Here is a 19,558-nt window from a genome sequence, read left to right as displayed (position 1 = left end):
GGTGACCTCCTCGCCCCTGAGTGAACGCTTTCGTGATCATTCGATCGATTCTGTGCATTTATGGGGTGTGACTCGGGCCACGCGGATTGGGCGTAACGCTCCTGGGAAGAACGCGATGACCTAAGAGGTGACAGCCGCGGAGGGAATACGGACGCCGTTCATGGCGCTGTGCGTCTTCCCCGGCCCTCGCCCGCGCCGTCGGCCCATCCCCAAGCCGGCGGTCGGCTCCTGTCCACTGTGGACGGGGCCGGAAGCCGTTTTCCAACGTTCCGAGAGGTTGTTCGTGTCGGCCAGCACATCCCGTACGCTCCCGCCGGAGATCGCCGAGTCCGTCTCTGTCATGGCGCTCATCGAGCGGGGAAAGGCTGAGGGGCAGATCGCCGGCGATGACGTGCGTCGGGCCTTCGAAGCTGACCAGATTCCGGCCACTCAGTGGAAGAACGTACTGCGCAGCCTCAACCAGATCCTCGAGGAAGAGGGTGTGACGCTGATGGTCAGTGCCGCAGAGCCCAAGCGCACCCGCAAGAGCGTCGCAGCGAAGAGTCCCGCCAAGCGCACCGCCACCAAGACGGTCGCCGCCAAGACGGTGACCGCACGGAAGGCCACCGCCACCGCGACTCCGGCGGCGCCCGCCGCCGACCCCGCCGCCGAGGAGGAGGCGCCCGCCAAGAAGGCGGCTGCCAAGAAGACGACCGCGAAGAAGGCGGCCGCCAAGAAGACCACGGTCAAGAAGACGGCCGCCAAGAAGACCACGGCCAAGAAGGACGACGCCGAGCTGGGCGACGAGGAAGTCCTCGAGGACACCAAGGCCGCGGAGGAGCCCGAGGGCGCCGAGAGCGCCGGTTTCGTGCTCTCCGACGAGGACGAGGACGACGCGCCCGCCCAGCAGGTCGCCGCCGCCGGTGCCACCGCCGACCCGGTCAAGGACTACCTCAAGCAGATCGGCAAGGTCCCCCTGCTCAACGCCGAGCAGGAGGTCGAGCTCGCCAAGCGCATCGAGGCGGGTCTGTTCGCCGAGGACAAGCTGGCCAACTCCGACAAGCTGGCGCCCAAGCTCAAGCGCGAGCTGGAGATCATCGCCGAGGACGGCCGCCGCGCCAAGAACCACCTGCTGGAGGCCAACCTCCGCCTGGTGGTCTCCCTGGCCAAGCGCTACACCGGCCGCGGCATGCTCTTCCTGGACCTCATCCAGGAGGGCAACCTCGGTCTGATCCGCGCGGTGGAGAAGTTCGACTACACCAAGGGCTACAAGTTCTCCACGTACGCCACCTGGTGGATCCGCCAGGCGATCACCCGCGCGATGGCCGACCAGGCGCGCACCATCCGTATCCCGGTGCACATGGTCGAGGTCATCAACAAGCTCGCGCGCGTGCAGCGCCAGATGCTCCAGGACCTGGGCCGTGAGCCCACCCCGGAGGAGCTGGCCAAGGAGCTCGACATGACCCCGGAGAAGGTCATCGAGGTCCAGAAGTACGGCCGTGAGCCCATCTCCCTGCACACCCCGCTGGGCGAGGACGGCGACAGCGAGTTCGGTGACCTCATCGAGGACTCCGAGGCGGTCGTTCCGGCCGACGCGGTCAGTTTCACGCTGCTGCAGGAGCAGCTGCACTCCGTCCTGGACACCCTGTCCGAGCGCGAGGCGGGCGTCGTCTCCATGCGCTTCGGTCTCACCGACGGTCAGCCGAAGACCCTCGACGAGATCGGCAAGGTGTACGGCGTCACACGCGAGCGCATCCGCCAGATCGAGTCCAAGACCATGTCGAAGCTGCGCCACCCGTCGCGCTCCCAGGTGCTGCGCGACTACCTCGACTAGGTCCGCCCGCCACGGCGCAGCGTCGTGGCGGCCTGCCTCAGGCCCGGTTCCCGTCCTCGGGAGCCGGGCCTTCGCGTCGCCGCGCGGGTGCGGGCTCGGGTGAGGTCCATCACTGTGGGTGTTCCAGGATCACCCCAGTGTGAGGAGCGTGCATGCGACGTCGTCTTGCCCGGGCCCTGGCCCGGCCGCTGGCCCTCGCGGCCGCCGCGTCCGTCATACCGCTGGCCTCGGCCGTTCCGGCGGCCGCCGACAGCATCGTGGTCGGTGGCTTCCCCGTCGATGTCTCGGAGGGGCCGTGGACAGTGGCGCTCTCCAGCCGTGACCGGTTCGGAGGTACGCGAGCGGGACAGTTCTGCGGGGGTGTGGCGGTCGGCCGGACCACCGTGCTCACCGCGGCCCACTGCATGGACGAGGAGGTGCTGGGGGCGTCCCCGGAGCGCGTGGGCGATCTCAGGGTGATCACGGGGCGTACGGAACTGCTCTCGGACCGCGGTCGGGAGATCGCCGTACGCGGCACCTGGGTGAACCCGGGCTACGACGGCGTCACCAACTCCGGCGACTACGCCGTGCTCAGGCTGGCCGAGCCGCTGCCCTCGAGCTCGGTGATAACCATGGCCGGGACCGGTGACCCCGCGTACCGGGCGGGTACCACGGCCACCGTCTACGGGTGGGGGGACACCACGGGGTCCGGGTCCTATGCCGGCAGCCTGCATGCGGCACGCGTGCGGGTGCAGCCCGACGCGCTGTGCGAGAGGGCGTATCCGGGCGGTTCCGAGGGTGCCTACCGCGCGGGGACGATGCTGTGCGCGGGAGAGGTGCAGGGGGGCCGGGACGCCTGTCAGGGGGACAGCGGAGGGCCGCTGGTGGCTCAGGGGCGGCTGATAGGCCTCGTGTCCTGGGGGACGGGGTGCGGCTGGGCGGGCAGTCCGGGGGTGTACACGCGCGTCTCCGACATCCTGCGGACCCTTGGGTGGCCGCAGGGCTGAGAACGGCCGTAAGAGCACCGCCGGCGGGCCGCTGAGCGGTCCCTGGCACGCGGGCATGAGACGGGCGGCCGCCTCCTGGATGGAGACGGCCGCCCGCTCACCGGCCTGTGCCGGGCTGCTCGTCGTCGGATGCGAGGTATCGGCGCTCTGTCAGCGCTCCTCGTCGGGAGCGGGCGCCGGAGGGGCGGTCAGCCGCTCCGTCTCGTCCTGTATCTCAGCGGCGATCTTCTTGAGTTCCGGCTCGAACTTGCGGCCGTGGTGGGCGCAGAAGAGCAGTTCTCCGCCGCTCAGCAGGACGACGCGCAGGTATGCCTGGGCGCCGCAGCGGTCGCAGCGATCGGCGGCCGTCAGCGGGCTCGCGGGGGTCAGAACAGTAGTCACGTCGCCTCTTCTCTAGCTCGACGAGCTGTCGTACCAGGGTCAACATCCAACCAGCCCCAAAACGTTCCCGCTCGTGGCTTTTCCTCGAAAAAACTTTCCGAGGTGGGTGGCTGTTGCCGGTTGGCGGCGAATGTGCCGTAGTGCGTGTCTGATGTGTCGTACGGATTCGCGTTCGTATCGGTGGTCGGCCCTCCCGGCTGGCTTGCCGGTTGTTCATGAGGACGTGCCCGGAGCCTAAATGGTTCATGCCTCGAAGGGAACGTGATGTGTGCTTCACTCCATCGAGGGATCGAACACGCATGCGACCCTGGACTAGGGTGGGCGCAAGCGAGGGTGGCGTTACAACGGCTCTACCAGGCCTCGGTACCCTCTCACCGGTGACTGAAGCCGCGCCCTTACCCAAGAGGGCCGCATCTGAAATTCAGCGAGGAGCGAACCGCGTGACCGCCGAGACGTCCGTGCCGTCCACAGCGCTGCTGGCAGGAGCAGACCGGGACGGTTCCAACTACACCGCGCGGCACCTGCTCGTCCTCGAAGGGCTCGAGGCCGTGCGGAAGCGCCCCGGTATGTACATCGGGTCCACCGACAGCCGTGGTCTGATGCACTGCCTCTGGGAGATCATCGACAACTCCGTCGACGAGGCCCTCGGAGGCTACTGCGACCACATCGACGTGATCATCCACGACGACGGCTCGGTGGAGGTCCGGGACAACGGCCGGGGCATCCCGGTCGACGTCGAGCCCAAGACCGGCCTCTCCGGGGTCGAGGTCGTCATGACCAAGCTGCACGCCGGCGGCAAGTTCGGCGGCGGCTCGTACGCCGCCTCCGGCGGTCTGCACGGCGTCGGCGCCTCCGTCGTCAACGCGCTCTCCGCGCGACTCGACGTCGAGGTCGACCGCGGTGGGCACACCCACGCGATCAGCTTCCGGCGCGGTGTCCCCGGCGCCTTCGCCGCCATGGGTCCGGACGCGAAGTTCGAGGCCGGGAGCGGGTTGCGCAGGGCCAAGAAGATCCCGAAGACCCGCAGCGGCACGCGCGTGCGCTACTGGGCCGACCGCCAGATCTTCCTCAAGGACGCCAAGCTCGCCCTGGAGACGCTGCACCAGCGCGCCCGCCAGACCGCGTTCCTGGTCCCCGGCCTGACCATCGTCGTCCGCGACGAGTACGGGCTCGGCGACGGCGGCAGCAAGGGTGAGGAGTCGTTCCGCTTCGACGGCGGAATCAGTGAGTTCTGCGAGTTCCTGGCCTCCGACCGGCCCGTCTGCGACACCCTCCGCTTCACTGGACAGGGCACCTTCAAGGAGACCGTCCCGGTCCTCGACGAGCACGGCCAGATGACGCCCGCCGAGGTCACCCGTGAGCTCGGCGTCGACGTCGCGATGCGCTGGGGGACCGGCTACGACACCACGCTCAGGTCGTTCGTCAACATCATCGCCACCCCCAAGGGCGGCACCCATGTCGCCGGCTTCGAGCAGGCCGTCGCCAAGACGATGAACGAGGTGCTGCGCGCCAAGAAGATGCTGCGGGTGGCCGAGGACGACATCGTCAAGGACGACGCCCTCGAAGGTCTCACCGCGGTGGTCACGGTCCGCCTGGCCGAGCCGCAGTTCGAGGGCCAGACCAAGGAGGTCCTCGGCACCTCGGCGGCCCGCCGCATCGTGAACACCGTGATCGCCAAGGAACTCAAGGCGTTCCTGACCTCCACCAAGCGCGACGACGCACAGCAGGCCCGCGTCGTCATGGAGAAGGCCGTCGCCGCGGCCCGGACCCGCATCGCGGCCCGTCAGCACAAGGACGCGCAGCGCCGCAAGACGGCCCTGGAGTCCTCCTCGCTGCCCGCCAAGCTCGCCGACTGCCGCAGCGACGACGTCGACCGCAGCGAGCTGTTCATCGTCGAGGGGGACTCCGCGCTCGGCACGGCCAAGCTCGCCCGGAACTCGGAGTTCCAGGCGCTCCTGCCGATCCGCGGCAAGATCCTCAACGTTCAGAAGTCGTCCGTGACGGACATGCTGAAGAACGCCGAGTGCGGCGCGATCATCCAGGTCATAGGAGCTGGGTCGGGGCGGACCTTCGACATCGACACGGCCCGCTACGGCAAGATCATCATGATGACCGACGCCGATGTCGACGGCTCCCACATCCGCACCCTGCTCCTCACCCTGTTCCACCGCTACATGCGGCCCATGGTCGAGGCCGGCCGGGTGTTCGCCGCGGTGCCGCCGCTGCACCGCATCGAGCTGATCCAGCCCAAGAAGGGCCAGGACAAGTACGTCTACACGTACTCCGACCGGGAGCTGCGCGACAAGCTCATGGAGTTCCAGAGCAAGAACATCCGCTACAAGGACTCGATCCAGCGCTACAAGGGCCTCGGCGAGATGGACGCCGACCAGCTGGCCGAGACCACCATGGACCCGCGTCACCGCACCCTGCGCCGGATCAACCTCACCGACCTGGAGGCCGCCGAGCAGGTCTTCGACCTCCTCATGGGCAACGACGTCGCCCCGCGCAAGGAGTTCATCTCCAGCTCCGCGGCGACCCTGGACCGCTCGCGCATCGACGCCTAGCGGGCGTGCCGGGCGCACACGGTTCAGTCACCTGATGGGGTGAAGCGGAGCGGGAAGAAGAGTCAGGGATCTTCCTGTTCTGTCCATCCTTGGGCATGCAGCGAAGCAACTCGGGGGACGTGAGGCACGACGATCCCTGGTACGACGCCCTCGCCTCGGGCTGGGGCGAGTCGGCCGGTCCGGCGGAGGCGGCGGTGCCGCCCCGCCGCGCGGACGGGGCGGACGTCTACCTCGAAGTACAGCGCAGCGCGGCCTTCCAGGAGGTGCGCAGCCGGTACCGGCGGTTCGTGGTGCCGGCGGTCGCCGCCTTCCTCACCTGGTACGTGGCGTACGTCGTGACCGCCACGACCGCGCCGGGGCTGATGGCACGGCCCGTCGTGGGCGCCGTGAACCTGGGCATGCTCGCCGGGCTCGGCCAGTTCCTGACCACCTTCCTGCTCACCTGGGCCTACGTCCGCCATGCGCGGCTGCGCCGGGACCGGGCGGCGCTGGAACTGCGCTGGGACGCCCAGGAGCTGGCGCGCGGGAGAGGCGGCGCGGCATGACGGGCGATCACCAGATGCCGGCCCTGCTGCTGTTCGGCACGTTCGTCGCGGTGACCCTGGGCATCACGACCTGGGTGGGCCGCCACCGGCAGGGATCGGCGGAGGAGTTCTACGCGGGCGGCCGGCTCTTCTCCCCGATGGAGAATGGTTTTGCCCTCGCGGGCGACTACATGTCGGCCGCGTCCTTCCTCGGCATCTCCGGACTCATCGCGCTCGTCGGCTACGACGGGATGCTCTACTCGGTGGGCTTCCTGGTGGCCTGGCTGGTGGTCCTGTTCCTGGTCGCGGAACTGGTGCGCAACTGCGGCCGGTTCACGCTCGCCGACGTGGTCGCCGCGCGCATGCGGGAGCGGCCGGTGCGGATCGCGGCGGGAACCTCGTCGGTCACCGTGTCCGTTCTGTACCTGGTGGCGCAGATGGTGGGTGCGGGCAGCCTGGTCGCGCTGCTGCTCGGCGGCCCGGGCGAGGCGGCCCGGGCCTGGACCGTCGTCGGCGTCGGCGTGCTCATGGTGATCTACGTGTCGTTGGGAGGGATGCGGGCCACCACGTGGATCCAGATCGTGAAAGCGGTCCTGCTGCTCGGCGGCACCATCGTGCTGACCGTCCTCGTGCTGCTGCGGTTCCACGGCGACTTCAACCGGCTGCTCCTCACCGCGGCCGAACGCAGCGGTCACGGTGAGGCGTTCCTGGCCCCCGGGCTCGCCTACGGCGCGGACTGGACCGCGCGGTTCGACTTCATCAGCCTGGGCCTCGCGCTGGTGCTCGGCACGGCGGGGCTGCCGCACATCCTGTCCCGCTTCTACACCGTCCCCACCGCACGGGCGGCACGGCGGTCGGTCGTCTGGGCGATCGGGCTCATCGGAGGTTTCTACCTGATGACGATCGTGCTCGGCTTCGGCGCCGCCGCCCTCATCGGGCCGGACGCCGTGCGCGCCTCGAACGCGTCCGGGAACACGGCGGTGCCGCTGTTGGCGCTCGATCTGGGCGGCGGCGCCGGCTCCACCGGCGGAACGATCCTGTTCGCGATCGTCGCCGCGGTCGCCTTCGCCACGATCCTCGCCGTGGTCGCCGGGGTCACGCTCGCCTCCTCGGCGTCCGTCGCGCACGACCTGTACGCCTCCCTGCGACGCCGGCGCGGGAAGCCGCGCGGCGAGGTGGCGGTGGCCCGGGTCGCCTCGGTCGGCATCGGTCTGCTCGCGATCGCCCTCGGTCTGCTGGCCCGCGACCTCAACGTCGCGTTCCTGGTGGGCCTCGCCTTCGCCGTGGCCGCGTCCGCGAACCTGCCCGTGCTGCTGTACTCGCTGTTCTGGCGGGGCTTCACCACACGCGGTGCGGTGTGGGCCGTGTACGGAGGCCTGGTCCCGGCCGTGGTGCTGGTGCTGCTGTCCCCCGTGGTGTCGGGCGGCCCGGCGTCCCTCTTCCCGGGCGTCGACTTCCAGCTCTTCCCGCTGCAGAACCCCGGTCTGGTCTCCGTCCCGCTGGGCTTCCTCGCGGGCTGGATCGGCACGCTCACCTCGCGCGAGGTCCCCGACGAGGCCAAGCACGCGGAGACCGAGGTGCGCTCACTGACCGGCGCGGGGGCGGTGTAGGGCGCCCGGCGGAGACGGACGGCGCCGCCATCCGTAAGGGGGAAGGACACGGTTCCTTCCCCGCCCCCATGGGCCGTGTCCTCAGGCGCGGGTCGCCCACACATAACGGTGCTCCGGGCGGCCCGCGTCGCCGTACTTCAGGGTCAGCGTGGCCCGTCCCGTGCGCTCCAGGAGCTTCAGGTAGCGCTGGGCGGTCTGACGGCTCACCCCCGTGCGTTCGGCGATCTCCTGGGCCGACAGCGGGCCGCCCGCGTTCATCAGGGACTGCCGTACGAGTTCGGCGGTGGTGGGGGAGTGCCCCTTGGGCAGCTGGGGCTCGGACGACGCCGACAGCGCGCCGAAGATGCGGTCCACCTCCGCCTGCTCCGCCTCACCGCCGCCGTCGAGGGTGCGGCGCAGTTCCGCGTACGCCTCCAGTTTGGCGCGCAGCCCGGCGAAGGCGAACGGCTTGACCAGGTACTGCAGGGCGCCCTGGCGCATCGCCGCCTGCACCGTGGACACATCACGTGCCGCCGTCACCATGATCACGTCGGCCTGGCGCCCGCGCCGACGCATCTCCTGCACCACCTCGAGCCCCGTCCGGTCGGGCAGGTAGTGGTCCAGGAGGACGAGATCCAGCCGGGGCAGTGCCTCCAGCCGGCCGAGCGCCTCGGCCGCGCTGTGCGCCTGACCGGCGACATGGAAGCCGGGCACCTTCTCGACGTACGCGGCGTTGACCCGCGCGACCCGGACGTCGTCGTCCACGACCAGTACCTCGATCATCGCGACTCCTCCTCGGCGGTCCCCGGGACGGACGCCCCGGTGAGAGCGGGTTCCGCGCCCGGCTCGGTCAGGGCCTCGGGCAGCACGACGGTGAACTCCGCGCCCCCGCCGTGCGCCTCGCCCACGTGCGCGCTGCCTCCCTGCCGCTCGGCGAGCCGGCGCACCAGCGGCAGCCCGATGCCCCGCTCGCGGTGGGCCGGCGGCTCCTTGGTGGACCAGCCTTCGGTGAAGATCGACTCGCGGTGCTCCGGCGGAACTCCGGGCCCGGTGTCGCGCACCACCAGCACCGCCGTACGCCCCTCGGCGCGCAGTTCGACCTCCACGCGCGCCCGCGGCGTACCGGCGACGGCGTCCAGGGCGTTGTCCACCAGATTGCCGACGACGGTGACGAGCCCTCTGGGGTCGATCAGCCGGTCCGGCAGCCGGGTCCCGTCCGACACCCACAGCGCCACCCCGCGCTCGGCCGCGACCGTCGCCTTGCCCACCAGCAGCGCCGCGAGCAGCGGATCCCGGATCTTCTCGGTGACCTGCTCCGAGGTGGCCCGGTGATCGCCGACGACCTCGCCGACGAACTCCACCGCGTCGTCGTACATCTCGAGTTCCAGCAGCCCCAGCAGGGTGTGCATGCGGTTCGCGTGCTCGTGGTCCTGGGCGCGCAGCGCGTCGATGAGTCCGCGCGTGGAGTCCAGCTCCCGGCCGAGCCGGTCCAGCTCCGTGCGGTCGCGCAGGGTGGCCACGGCGCCGCCGTCGTCCGTCGGCATCCGGTTGGTGACCAGGACGCGTCGGCCGCGGACGGTGAGCAGGTCCGTGCCGGTCACCCGCCCGGCCAGCACATCGGCGGTGCGTCCTTCGCCGAGCGCCAGGTCGGGGGAGTGGCCGACGGCCTCCTCGCCGATCCCCAGCAGACGCTGCGCCTCGTCGTTCAGCAGGCGGATACGGCCGGTGCGGTCCAGGGCGACGACGCCCTCCCGGATGCCGTGCAGCATCGCCTCACGCTCCGCGAGCAGCGCCGCGATGTCCGAGAAGGCCAGGTCGCGGGTCTGCCGCTGCACCCGCCGGGAGATCAGCCAGGCCGCGAGTGCGCCCACGGCCAGGGCACCGCCGGCGTACGCGAACAGTCCCGGGATGGCGTGGATCAGCCGGGCCCGGACACTGTCGTAGGCGATGCCGACCGAGACCGCCCCGACGATCTCGCCGTCGTCGTCCCGCAGCGGCACCTTGCCCCGCGCGGAGCGTCCCAGGGTGCCCTCGTCGATCTCCATGACGTCATGCCCGGCCAGCGCCTCACCGGGGTCGGTCGACACCAGGCCGCCGATCCGCTGCGGATCGGTGTGCGACCAGCGCACGCCCCGCACATCCAGCACCACGACGTACTCGGCGCCGGTTGCCTTCCGGATCCGTTCGGCCTCCCGCTGCACCGGCCCGTCCGGGGACGGTTCCGTCCCGCGCAGGTCCCGCGCCATCTGCGGCTGCTGGGCGGTGGTCTGTGCGATCGCGAGCGCGCGGCGCATCGCCTGGTCGTCCAGCTGGTCGCCGAGCGGCGCGAGGAACAGCCCGGTGGCCAGCACCGCGACTCCCGCGGCGATCGCCAACTGCATCAGCAGGACCTGCGAGAACATCCGCCGCGGCAGGCCGAGGCGCAGGCGGCGTGCGGGGGGAGTGGAGCTCATACCCATGACGGTACGTGGGCGGACGCGGGGTGCCGCAGGGGTGTGGCCGGGATCTCCGCACCTCGGACGGGGTCCTCGTGGCCCGGAGTGCACAGGAAAGAGACGGCCTTATGGCTGAAAGATGTCATCGCGCATGTGTAGCTGGCTACCTTCTGGCGCAGTGAACCATTTCAATAAATGGGACAAAGTCCAACAATCCACCTGAATGGAACCCTCTGTTGAAGATCGTGCGCAGAATCGGCGTACCGCCGACGGCTCGAGGGAGCATGTCCGGGCAGACCTGTCCAGACATCTTTGAGCTCAGCGACGGAAATTTCGCCATTATCGGTACGGACGCCACGGAGGCCCTGGACGGGCACCTCCCGGCCGATGCCGCACGAGCCGATCACGAGCGCATCGTCGTGATCGATCGAAAGACCCTGCTCCATGCCAAGCAGGACATCCCCGATGCCTGAGGGTCCGGCGCGGCCGAAACGCGACCCTGGACGGTCGTGACGCGAAAGTCCGGCGGGCCCATGGGGCCCGGTTCCTTTCCCTCGGACGCCACAGCGTCCCCGGCGCCCGTCTCGGCGCCCCTTCGGACCGTCATCCCGGCCCGCTCGCAGAACTTCCGTGAGGTCCCACCCGACCGGTGCCGGACCTCACGGCTTTTTCCGGCCATCTTCACGCGGCGGCGAGTCGCGTTCGGCGCGTCACGACCGGGTAACTCAGGTTAGGCTCACCTCTGTGAGTATGTGCTCAACCGCCTCTCGCAAGCTCGACGAGCCCGCTGCGGGAACCGCGGCCACCGCCAGGACCTGGTTGCTGCTCGAGCAGTCCGGCCCGTGGGGTGCCAGGGCGCTCACCTCGAGCCGTCTCGATCCCGCGCTCGGCCGTGCCCTGGAGGCCGCGACGCGTGGCACCGGGGTGCGGATCGCGCTGATACGGCGTCCGGGGCGGCACGCGGACCGTGGCACACAGGCCACGCGTCGGGTGTACGCGGCCCACACCGTGCCCGGTGGCGTGTGGTTGCACACCGCCACGACCACGGATCCCGGACAACTGCTCGCGATCGACTTCGCCGCGCTCGGCAGGGGAGAGCGGGCCGCCTTCGACACGGCCCTCGACGGGCGGCCGCACGAGGGTGATCCTCTCGCCCTCGTCTGCACCAACGGCAAACGGGACCGCTGCTGCGCGCTGCTCGGACGGCCCCTGGCGGCGGAGCTCGCCGCCTCCGGGGTCGAGGGCGTCTGGGAGGTCACCCACCTGGGCGGCCACCGCTTCTCGCCCACGGTGCTCGTGCTGCCGCACGGGTACGCGTACGGCCGGGCCGAGGCACACACGGTCAAGGAAGCCCTGCACGGCGTGCAGGAGCACCGGATCGTCGTGGAGGGGTGCCGCGGGAGCTCCGCCTGGGAGCGCCCGGGACAGGCCGCCGAACTGGCGGTGCGCACGGAACTGGGCGAGTACGCCGCGGAGGTGCTGAGCGTCGTGCGGACGCACGGGTCCGCTCCGCGCTGGGAGGTGACCGTCGCCCACGTCGACGGCCGCCGGTGGGAGGTCGTCCTGGCCCAGGGGGCGTCCCTGCCGCCGCGCCCGGAGAGCTGCGGCTCGGTGCTCGGTTCGCCGGCGCGGCTGGACGTGACGTCGGTGCGCGAGGTGACACTGACGGCGCTCGCGAGCTGAATCCCGGAGTGCCGGGGCGCGTGGACGCATGAGGGCGCGTACGGGGGCGCGCGGTGCCCTTCTCGCCCCGCCGTGACGCTCAGGCGACCCACCACTGGTCGTTCTCGTCGGCGGCTCTGGCGACGATCTCGTCGACATGGTGGGCGAGCAAACGTTCCTGCGAATCAGCGGGCAGACTCTCCCGGTGATGCTCGGTGACCTCCCAGTAGTCGCGGAAGATCGCGCTCTGGCAGATGCCGCGCATGTGGCCGAGGGCTTCATCGAGGCTCACGGTGCCCATGCGGAAGGCGTGCAGCAGGTTTCCGTACAGCGCGTTGGCGAACAAGTACTGCTTCAGCCGGGTGGAATCCATCGGGGATTCGTAGGTGTCGAGCACCGCGGCCAGGTCCGGGTCCTGCACCGCCTCGCACAACAGGTCGAACTGGAGTCGGTGTTTGGCGGCCAGGTCGCTGCGCCAGTGGTGCTGACGCTGCTCCTCGTGCATGCGCTCAAGATGCGCGAGCAGTACGTTCTCCCCGCGCAGGCGGTGCGCGGTGCGTGCCGCGAGGACTCCTGCCAGGAAGGCGAGACCAGCCGTCGCCGGGGAGCCCCACCTCCCTGTATTGCGTGTGCTCATGTCAACCCCCGAGTCAGGCAGCCGTCCGCCGGTCGTCGGGCAGTGTGGGTGGGAGGGACCGAGCGGTGGGCGGCGCTTGCCGCCTTCCAGGGTGCCGAGCGGCTCTGATCGGCGGGAAGGCGGAGAGGAGGCGCACGGAGGGAAGCGAGGGTCGCACATACCGGCGCCTTGCTCGACGTCTGCCCCGCGAGCGCTGCTAACAATCGTTCACTTCGCGGTCGCTCGTGTCGCTCGTATCCTGGGGCGTCAGTCGGTATTCCGGGCGCACGCCGAGAGCGAGCCGGTGTGCGCGCACAGGTGTGAGAGGGGTCGCGTGTCGGAGCGGAGCAGCGGGCGGCAGATTCCGGTGGTCGTACTGGCCGGATTTCTCGGCTCGGGGAAGACCACCCTGCTCAACCACCTTCTCCACCGCAGCGGCGGCAGCCGCATCGGTGCCGTCGTCAACGACTTCGGTGCCGTCGAGATCGATGCCATGGCCGTCGCCGGGGCACTCGGGGACTCGACCGTGTCATTGGGCAACGGGTGCCTGTGCTGTGCCGTGGACGGCAGCGAACTCGACGTGTACCTCGAGCGGCTCGCCCGCCCCTCCGCCGGGATCGACGTCATCGTCATCGAGGCCAGCGGCCTCGCCGAACCGCAGGAGCTCGTGCGGATGGTGCTCGCCAGCGAGCATCCGGACATCGTGTACGGCGGACTCGTCGAGGTCGTGGACGCCGCCGAGTTCGACGACACCCGGGCCAGGCACCCGGAGATCGACCGGCACCTCGCCCTCGCGGATCTCGTGGTCGTCAACAAGGTGGACCGGGTCCCGGACGCCGCGCGCGTACTCACCCTGGTCCGGTCCCTCGTCGACCGTGCGGCCGTCGTCCCCGCCACGCACGGCCGTGTCGACCCCGAGTTCCTCTTCGACTGCAGGCCGAGCGAGGAGCGCGTCGGGCAGCTGTCGTTCGACGATCTGCATCACGACGACCACGCTGAGCACCTGCACGCCGCGTACGACAGCGTCTCCTTCGTGTCCGGGCGCCCGCTCGACCCGCGGCGGCTGATCCGGTTCCTGGACAGCCGGCCCGAAGGGCTCTACCGGATCAAGGGGTACGTCGACTTCGGGCCGTACGACGTCGGCAACCGGTACGCCGTGCATGCCGTGGGGCGGTTCCTGCGGTTCCACCCCGAGCCCTGGCCCGCCGGCGGGGAGCGGCTCACGCAGCTCGTCCTCATCGGGTCGGGCATCGACGCCACCGCCCTCGGCGAGGAGCTGGAGGCGTGCGGGAGCGACGGCGCCCCACACACCGACGAGCACGGCATGTGGGGCGTTCTCCGCTATGTGCAGGGGGCGGCGGAGGATCCGGCGGCCTAGACCGGGCCCGCCACCACCGACACCGTCTTCGGCAGGGACACGCCCGAGCCGTCACGGCGCGGGTCGGGTTCCGGGAGGGCCACCGCTGTGCCGTTCTTCTGCGCGGCCCGGGCCGGGAGCGGGCCCACCCAGGCCAGGGCCAGGCAGTCCTCGCCCTTCAGGAACCGCTGGCAGCGCACTCCGCCGGTCGCCCGGCCCTTGCGCGGGTACTGGTCGAACGGGGTCAGCTTGGCCGTCGTCTGGACCGAGTCGTCCAGCGTGCCCCGCGAGCCCGCGACCGTGAACACCACCGCGTCCGCGGCCGGATCGACCGCCGTGAAGGAGATGACCTTCGCCCCCTCGGTGAGCTTGATGCCCGCCATACCGCCCGCTGGACGGCCCTGCGGCCGGACCTGCGCGGCCGGGTAACGCAGCAGCTGCGCGTCGTCGCTGACGAAGATCAGGTCCTCCTCGCCCGTGCGCAGCTCGACCGCGCCGACGATCCGGTCGCCCTCCTTGAGCGTGATGACCTCCAGCTCCTCCTTGCTGGAGGGGTAGTCGGGCACCACACGCTTGACGACACCCTGCTCCGTGCCGAGCGCCAGGCCCGGCGACGACTCGTCGAGCGTGGTCAGGCACACCACCTGCTCGTCGTCCTCCAGGGACACGAACTCGGCCAGGGGTGCCCCGCCCGAGAGGTTCGGCGTCGGCATCGTCTCCGGGAGCTGCGGCAGGTCGACGACGTTCAGCCGGAGCAGCCGGCCGGCCGAGGTGACGACGCCGATCTCGCCGCGGGCCGTCGCCGGCACCGCCGAGACGATCACGTCGTGCTTGACCCGCTTGCCGTCGTCGGCGAGCGGCTTGTTGTCCGCCGTACGGGCGAGCAGGCCGGTGGAGGACAGCAGCACGCGGCACGGGTCGTCCGCCACCTGCAGCGGCACGGCGGCGGCCGGGGTGCCGGCCGACTCCAGCAGCAGCGTACGGCGGTCGTTGCCGAACTTCTTGGCGACCGCGGCCAGTTCGGCGGAGACCAGCTTGCGCAGCTCCGCGTCCGAGTCCAGGATCCGGGTCAGCTCCTCGATCTCCGCGTTCAGCCGTTCCTTCTCGGCCTCCAGCTCGATCCGGTCGTACTTGGTGAGGCGGCGCAGCGGCGTGTCCAGGATGTACTGGGTCTGGATGTCGCTGAGGGAGAACCGCTCCATCAGGCGTTGCTTGGCCTGCGCGGAGTTCTCGCTGGAGCGGATGAGGCGGATGACCTCGTCGATGTCCACCAGGGCCGTGAGCAGGCCCTCGACCAGGTGGAGCCGGTCGCGCCGCTTGCTCCGGCGGAACTCCGAACGCCGGCGTACGACGTTGAAGCGGTGGTCGAGGTAGACCTCCAGGAGTTCCTTGAGGCCCAGGGTGAGCGGCTGGCCGTCCACCAGCGCCACGTTGTTGATGCCGAAGGACTCCTCCATCGGCGTCAGCTTGTACAGCTGCTCCAGGACCGCTTCCGGCACGAAGCCGTTCTTGATCTCGATGACCAGCCGCAGACCGTGCGCGCGGTCGGTGAGGTCCTTGACGTCGGCGATGCCCTGGAGCTTCTTCGACCCGACCAGGTCCTTGATCTTGCCGATCACCTTCTCCGGGCCGACCGTGAACGGCAGCTCGGTGACGACGAGACCCTTGCGGCGGGCCGTCACGTCCTCCACGGTGACCGTCGCACGGATCTTGAACGTGCCGCGGCCCGTCCCGTACGCGTCCCGGACGCCGGACAGGCCGACGATCCGGCCGCCGGTGGGCAGGTCGGGACCCGGGACGTGCTTCATCAGGGCGTCGAGATCGGCGTTCGGATACCTGATCAGGTGCCGCGCGGCCGCGACGACCTCGCGCAGGTTGTGCGGCGGCATGTTGGTGGCCATACCGACGGCGATGCCCGACGCGCCGTTCACCAGGAGGTTCGGGAACGCGGCGGGCAGCGCCACCGGTTCCTGTTCCTGGCCGTCGTAGTTGGGCGCGAAGTCGACCGTGTCCTCGTCGATGGACTCGGTCATCAGGCTGGTGGCCTCGGCCATCCGGCACTCGGTGTACCGCATGGCGGCGGGCGGGTCGTCGTTGCCCAGCGAGCCGAAGTTGCCGTGGCCGTCGACCAGGGGCACGCGCATCGAGAACGGCTGTGCCATGCGGACCAGGGCGTCGTAGATCGACGTGTCGCCGTGGGGGTGCAGCTTGCCCATGACCTCGCCGACGACACGGGCGCACTTCACGTAGCCGCGCTCGGGCCGCAGGCCCATCTCGTTCATCTGGTAGACGATGCGGCGGTGCACCGGCTTGAGGCCGTCGCGCGCGTCCGGCAGGGCGCGGGAGTAGATGACCGAGTACGCGTACTCGAGGAAGGAGCCCTGCATCTCGTCGACGACGTCGATGTCGAGGATCTTCTCCTCGTACGACTCGTCGGGCGGCGGGGTCTTCGTGCTGCGGCGGGCCATCGCTGCCGGCTCCTTGCTGAAGCGTGGGGACGGGATCTGATGCGGACCATTGTGGACCGTCGCACTGACAGGCGGGACCAGGACCCGATTGTGGGGGCCCTGGTGAGGGCAGGGTACGGCGCGTGTGCGGTGCGTTTCCGCGCGGGGTCACCCGGTGATCGGGGTGACGTGGGCCGGGGGCGAGGTGCGCGGCCCGGCGCCGGCGGGGCGCCGTCGCGCCCACCCGTGCCGCCCCTGCGGCACGACTGCCCGCGGGTGCGTTCCCTCTCCTCGGCATTCTCGCTCTCGGCGTAGCTCGCCCCCGCCGGGAACTTCGCCGGTGCTTCGCGCGCTTGCATACAGTGGCAGGACCGGCAGAAACGGCGGTTTCGACGACCGCCTCCACGATCGAAGGGACGTACATGCCCATGGGTCACACGGCCACAGCCCAGGCAGGCTCCGGCGGCCTGACAGCGACCGAGCACCGCCTGGCCAACGGCCTGCGCGTGGTGCTCTCCGAGGACCACCTGACCCCGGTCGCCGCGGTGTGCCTCTGGTACGACGTGGGTTCGCGTCACGAGGTCAAGGGACGTACGGGTCTGGCTCACCTTTTCGAGCACCTGATGTTCCAGGGCTCCGCCCAGGTGAAGGGCAACGGTCACTTCGAGCTGGTCCAGGGCGCCGGCGGCTCCCTCAACGGCACCACCAGCTTCGAGCGCACCAACTACTTCGAGACCATGCCCGCCCACCAGCTGGAGCTCGCCCTCTGGCTGGAGGCCGACCGCATGGGCTCCCTGCTGACCGCCCTGGACGACGAGTCCATGGAGAACCAGCGGGACGTCGTCAAGAACGAGCGCCGCCAGCGCTACGACAACGTCCCCTACGGCACGGCCTTCGAGAAGCTGACCGCCCTCGCCTACCCGGAGGGCCACCCGTACCACCACACGCCCATCGGCTCGATGGCGGACCTGGACGCGGCCACCCTGGAGGACGCCCGCCGGTTCTTCCGCACCTACTACGCGCCGAACAACGCCGTGCTCTCCGTCGTCGGCGACATCGACCCGGAGCGGACGCTCGCCTGGATCGAGAAGTACTTCGGCTCCATTCCGGGCCACGACGGCAAGCCCGCGCCCCGCGACGGCTCGCTGCCCGACGTCATGGGCGGGGAGCTGCGCGAGATCGTGGAGGAGGAGGTCCCCGCGCGTGCGCTGATGGCCGCCTACCGCCTGCCCGAGGACGGCACGCGCGCGTGCGACGCCGCCGACCTGGCGCTCACCGTCCTCGGCGGTGGCGAGTCCTCGCGGCTCTACAACCGGCTGGTACGGCGTGACCGCACGGCCGTGGCCGCCAACTTCGGCCTGCTGCGGCTGGCCGGGACGCCCTCCCTGGGCTGGCTGGACGTGAAGACGTCCGGCGACGTGGAGGTGCCGGTCATCGAGACCGCCATCGACGAGGAGCTCGCCCGGTTCGCCGAGCAGGGCCCCACGGCCGAGGAGATGGAACGCGCGCAGGCCCAGTTGGAGCGCGAGTGGCTCGACCGGCTCGGCACGGTCGCGGGCCGGGCCGACGAACTGTGCCGGTACGCCGTCCTGTTCGGCGACCCGCAGCTCGCCCTGACCGCCGTACAGCGCGTCCTGGAGGTGACGGCGGAGGAGGTGCAGGAGGTCGCCAAGGCGCGCCTGCGCCCCGACAACCGCGCGGTGCTCGTCTACGAGCCGGTCGCCGCCGAGGCAGAGGACACCGGGGAAGCCGCCGCGGCCGCCGGCACCGACGAGAACGAGGAGGCGGCGAAGTGACCGAGCTCGCCACGATGGACTTCCACCCGCAGCCGCAGGCGGGCGACGCCAAGCCCTGGGCCTTCCCGGCCCCCGAGCGCGGCACGCTCGACAACGGTCTGACCGTGCTGCGCTGCCACCGCCCCGGCCAGCAGGTCGTCGCCGTCGAGGTGCTCCTCGACGCGCCGCTGGAGGCCGAGCCGGCCGGTCTCGACGGTGTCGCCACGATCATGGCGCGGGCCTTCTCCGAGGGCACCGACAAGCACTCCGCCGAGGAGTTCGCGGCCGAGCTGGAGCGCTGCGGCGGCACCCTGGACGCGTACGCCGACCACCCCGGCGTCCGCCTCAGCCTGGAGGTCCCGGCCTCGCGGCTCACCAAGGGACTCGGTCTGATCGCCGACGCCCTCAGGGCGCCCGCGTTCGCCGACAGCGAGGTCGAGCGGCTGGTCCGCAACCGCCTCGACGAGATCCCGCACGAGCTGGCCAACCCCTCCCGCCGCGCCGCCAAGGAGCTCTCCAAGGAGCTGTTCCCGGCGAGTGCGCGCATGTCGCGTCCGCGCCAGGGCACCGAGGAGACGGTCACCGGCATCGACTCCGCGGCCGTACGCGCCTTCTACGAGAAGCACGTCCGCCCCGCCACGGCCACCGCCGTGGTCGTCGGTGACCTCACCGGCATCGACCTGGACGCGCTGCTCGGCGACACACTGGGCTCCTGGACCGGCTCCTCGGCACAGCCGCGGCCCGTCCCCCCGGTGGTCGCCGACGACACCGGCCGCGTCGTGATCGTGGACCGTCCCGGCGCCGTCCAGACGCAGCTGCTGATCGGCCGTATCGGCCCCGACCGGCACGACCGCGTGTGGCCCGCGCAGGTGCTCGGCACGTACTGCCTGGGCGGCACCCTCACGTCCCGCCTGGACCGCGTGCTGCGTGAGGAGAAGGGCTACACCTACGGCGTCCGGGCGTTCGGGCAGATCCTGCGGTCCGCCCCGGACGGCACGGGTGCGGCGATGCTGGCCATCAGCGGCTCCGTCGACACCCCGAACACCGGCCCCGCCCTCGAGGACCTGTGGACGGTGCTGCGCACGCTCGCCGCGGAAGGGCTCACCGACGACGAACGCGATGTCGCCGTGCAGAACCTCGTGGGTGTGGCGCCGCTCAAGTACGAGACCGCCGCGGCGGTCGCGAGCACCCTGGCCGACCAGGTCGAGCAGCACCTGCCCGACCACTACCAGGCCGACTTGTACCGGCAGTTGGCCGCGACCGGCACCGTGGAGGCCACCGCGGCCGTCGTGAACGCCTTCCCGGTGGACCGTCTGGTGACCGTCCTCGTCGGTGACGCGGCGCAGATCAAGGCGCCCGTCGAGGCCCTCGGGATCGGTGAAGTCACCGTCGTGGCGGCCGAGTAGGAG

15 protein-coding genes are annotated in these 19,558 nt (G+C 70.7%); 10 read left to right on the top strand and 5 right to left on the bottom strand.

Annotation, left to right across the window (positions count from 1 at the left end; all coding sequences use genetic code 11):
• Window positions 1-283: 283 nt before the first annotated feature.
• Both ACFXAE_RS11160 and ACFXAE_RS11155 read left to right on the top strand, forming a co-directional pair.
• Window positions 284-1,813, top strand: a complete 1,530-nt coding sequence (locus ACFXAE_RS11160) for an RNA polymerase sigma factor (RefSeq protein WP_384711406.1) — start codon at window positions 284-286, stop codon at window positions 1,811-1,813.
• A 152-nt stretch (window positions 1,814-1,965) separates the two neighbouring features.
• Window positions 1,966-2,799: a S1 family peptidase gene (locus ACFXAE_RS11155; protein ID WP_384711403.1), complete on the top strand. Its 834-nt coding sequence runs from the start codon at window positions 1,966-1,968 to the stop codon at window positions 2,797-2,799.
• Window positions 2,800-2,949: 150 nt separating this feature from the next.
• Here the strand turns inward: ACFXAE_RS11155 and ACFXAE_RS11150 are convergent, their stop codons facing one another.
• Entirely contained in the window at window positions 2,950-3,180 is a 231-nt protein-coding gene (locus ACFXAE_RS11150) for a hypothetical protein (RefSeq protein WP_384711399.1), read from the bottom strand.
• A gap of 440 nt (window positions 3,181-3,620) precedes the next feature.
• On the opposite strand from ACFXAE_RS11150, the gene ACFXAE_RS11145 reads away from it, so the two are divergent.
• The 3 genes from ACFXAE_RS11145 (at window position 3,621) to ACFXAE_RS11135 (ending at window position 7,878) form a co-directional block, all read left to right on the top strand.
• On the top strand, window positions 3,621-5,744 hold the full coding sequence (locus ACFXAE_RS11145) for a type IIA DNA topoisomerase subunit B (protein ID WP_384711396.1): 2,124 nt from the start codon (window positions 3,621-3,623) through the stop codon (window positions 5,742-5,744).
• A gap of 95 nt (window positions 5,745-5,839) precedes the next feature.
• On the top strand, window positions 5,840-6,289 hold the full coding sequence (locus ACFXAE_RS11140; protein ID WP_384711393.1) for a DUF485 domain-containing protein: 450 nt from the start codon (window positions 5,840-5,842) through the stop codon (window positions 6,287-6,289).
• On the top strand, window positions 6,286-7,878 hold the full coding sequence (locus ACFXAE_RS11135; protein WP_384711387.1) for a cation acetate symporter: 1,593 nt from the start codon (window positions 6,286-6,288) through the stop codon (window positions 7,876-7,878). The genes ACFXAE_RS11140 and ACFXAE_RS11135 overlap by 4 nt, the downstream gene beginning before the upstream one ends.
• A gap of 81 nt (window positions 7,879-7,959) precedes the next feature.
• On the opposite strand, the gene ACFXAE_RS11130 is transcribed toward ACFXAE_RS11135, so the two are convergent.
• Complete coding sequence (locus ACFXAE_RS11130) at window positions 7,960-8,640, bottom strand: response regulator (RefSeq protein ID WP_384711384.1); 681 nt, start codon at window positions 8,638-8,640, stop codon at window positions 7,960-7,962.
• Entirely contained in the window at window positions 8,637-10,310 is a 1,674-nt protein-coding gene (locus tag ACFXAE_RS11125; RefSeq protein ID WP_384711381.1) for an ATP-binding protein, read from the bottom strand. Before ACFXAE_RS11125 ends, ACFXAE_RS11130 begins: the two co-directional genes overlap by 4 nt.
• A gap of 218 nt (window positions 10,311-10,528) precedes the next feature.
• Between ACFXAE_RS11125 and ACFXAE_RS11120 the strand changes: the two genes are divergently transcribed.
• Both ACFXAE_RS11120 and ACFXAE_RS11115 read left to right on the top strand, forming a co-directional pair.
• Window positions 10,529-10,765 (top strand): hypothetical protein, encoded by a 237-nt coding sequence (locus ACFXAE_RS11120; protein WP_384711378.1) that lies wholly within the window; start codon window positions 10,529-10,531, stop codon window positions 10,763-10,765.
• A gap of 271 nt (window positions 10,766-11,036) precedes the next feature.
• Window positions 11,037-11,975, top strand: a complete 939-nt coding sequence (locus ACFXAE_RS11115; RefSeq protein ID WP_384711376.1) for a sucrase ferredoxin — start codon at window positions 11,037-11,039, stop codon at window positions 11,973-11,975.
• 79 nt (window positions 11,976-12,054) lie between these two features.
• Here ACFXAE_RS11115 and ACFXAE_RS11110 read toward each other — a convergent pair whose 3' ends face one another.
• Window positions 12,055-12,591, bottom strand: coding sequence for a DUF6082 family protein (locus ACFXAE_RS11110; RefSeq protein WP_384711373.1), 537 nt, complete (start codon window positions 12,589-12,591; stop codon window positions 12,055-12,057).
• Between the two features lie 313 nt (window positions 12,592-12,904).
• Here ACFXAE_RS11110 and ACFXAE_RS11105 point away from each other — a divergent pair, with 313 nt between their 5' ends.
• Complete coding sequence (locus ACFXAE_RS11105; protein WP_384711370.1) at window positions 12,905-13,948, top strand: CobW family GTP-binding protein; 1,044 nt, start codon at window positions 12,905-12,907, stop codon at window positions 13,946-13,948.
• Here the strand turns inward: ACFXAE_RS11105 and ACFXAE_RS11100 are convergent.
• Complete coding sequence (locus ACFXAE_RS11100; RefSeq protein WP_384711367.1) at window positions 13,945-16,395, bottom strand: DNA topoisomerase (ATP-hydrolyzing) subunit A; 2,451 nt, start codon at window positions 16,393-16,395, stop codon at window positions 13,945-13,947. The two genes, ACFXAE_RS11105 and ACFXAE_RS11100, sit on opposite strands and share 4 nt — an antisense overlap.
• A 401-nt stretch (window positions 16,396-16,796) precedes the next feature.
• On the opposite strand from ACFXAE_RS11100, the gene ACFXAE_RS11095 reads away from it, so the two are divergent.
• Together ACFXAE_RS11095 and ACFXAE_RS11090 are read left to right on the top strand one after the other, a co-directional pair.
• The gene (locus tag ACFXAE_RS11095) at window positions 16,797-18,170 is read left to right on the top strand and encodes a M16 family metallopeptidase (protein WP_384711363.1); all 1,374 of its coding nucleotides are present in this window, start codon (window positions 16,797-16,799) and stop codon (window positions 18,168-18,170) included.
• Entirely contained in the window at window positions 18,167-19,555 is a 1,389-nt protein-coding gene (locus ACFXAE_RS11090; RefSeq protein WP_384711360.1) for a M16 family metallopeptidase, read from the top strand. Before ACFXAE_RS11095 ends, ACFXAE_RS11090 begins: the two co-directional genes overlap by 4 nt.
• Window positions 19,556-19,558: the final 3 nt, after the last annotated feature.

The sequence above is a fragment of the Streptomyces sp. NPDC059454 genome, from assembly GCF_042749965.1.
GTDB lineage: Bacteria > Actinomycetota > Actinomycetes > Streptomycetales > Streptomycetaceae > Streptomyces.
The sequence above is the reverse complement of the archived record's forward strand: the minus strand, read 5'-3'. Positions and strand labels throughout refer to the sequence as shown.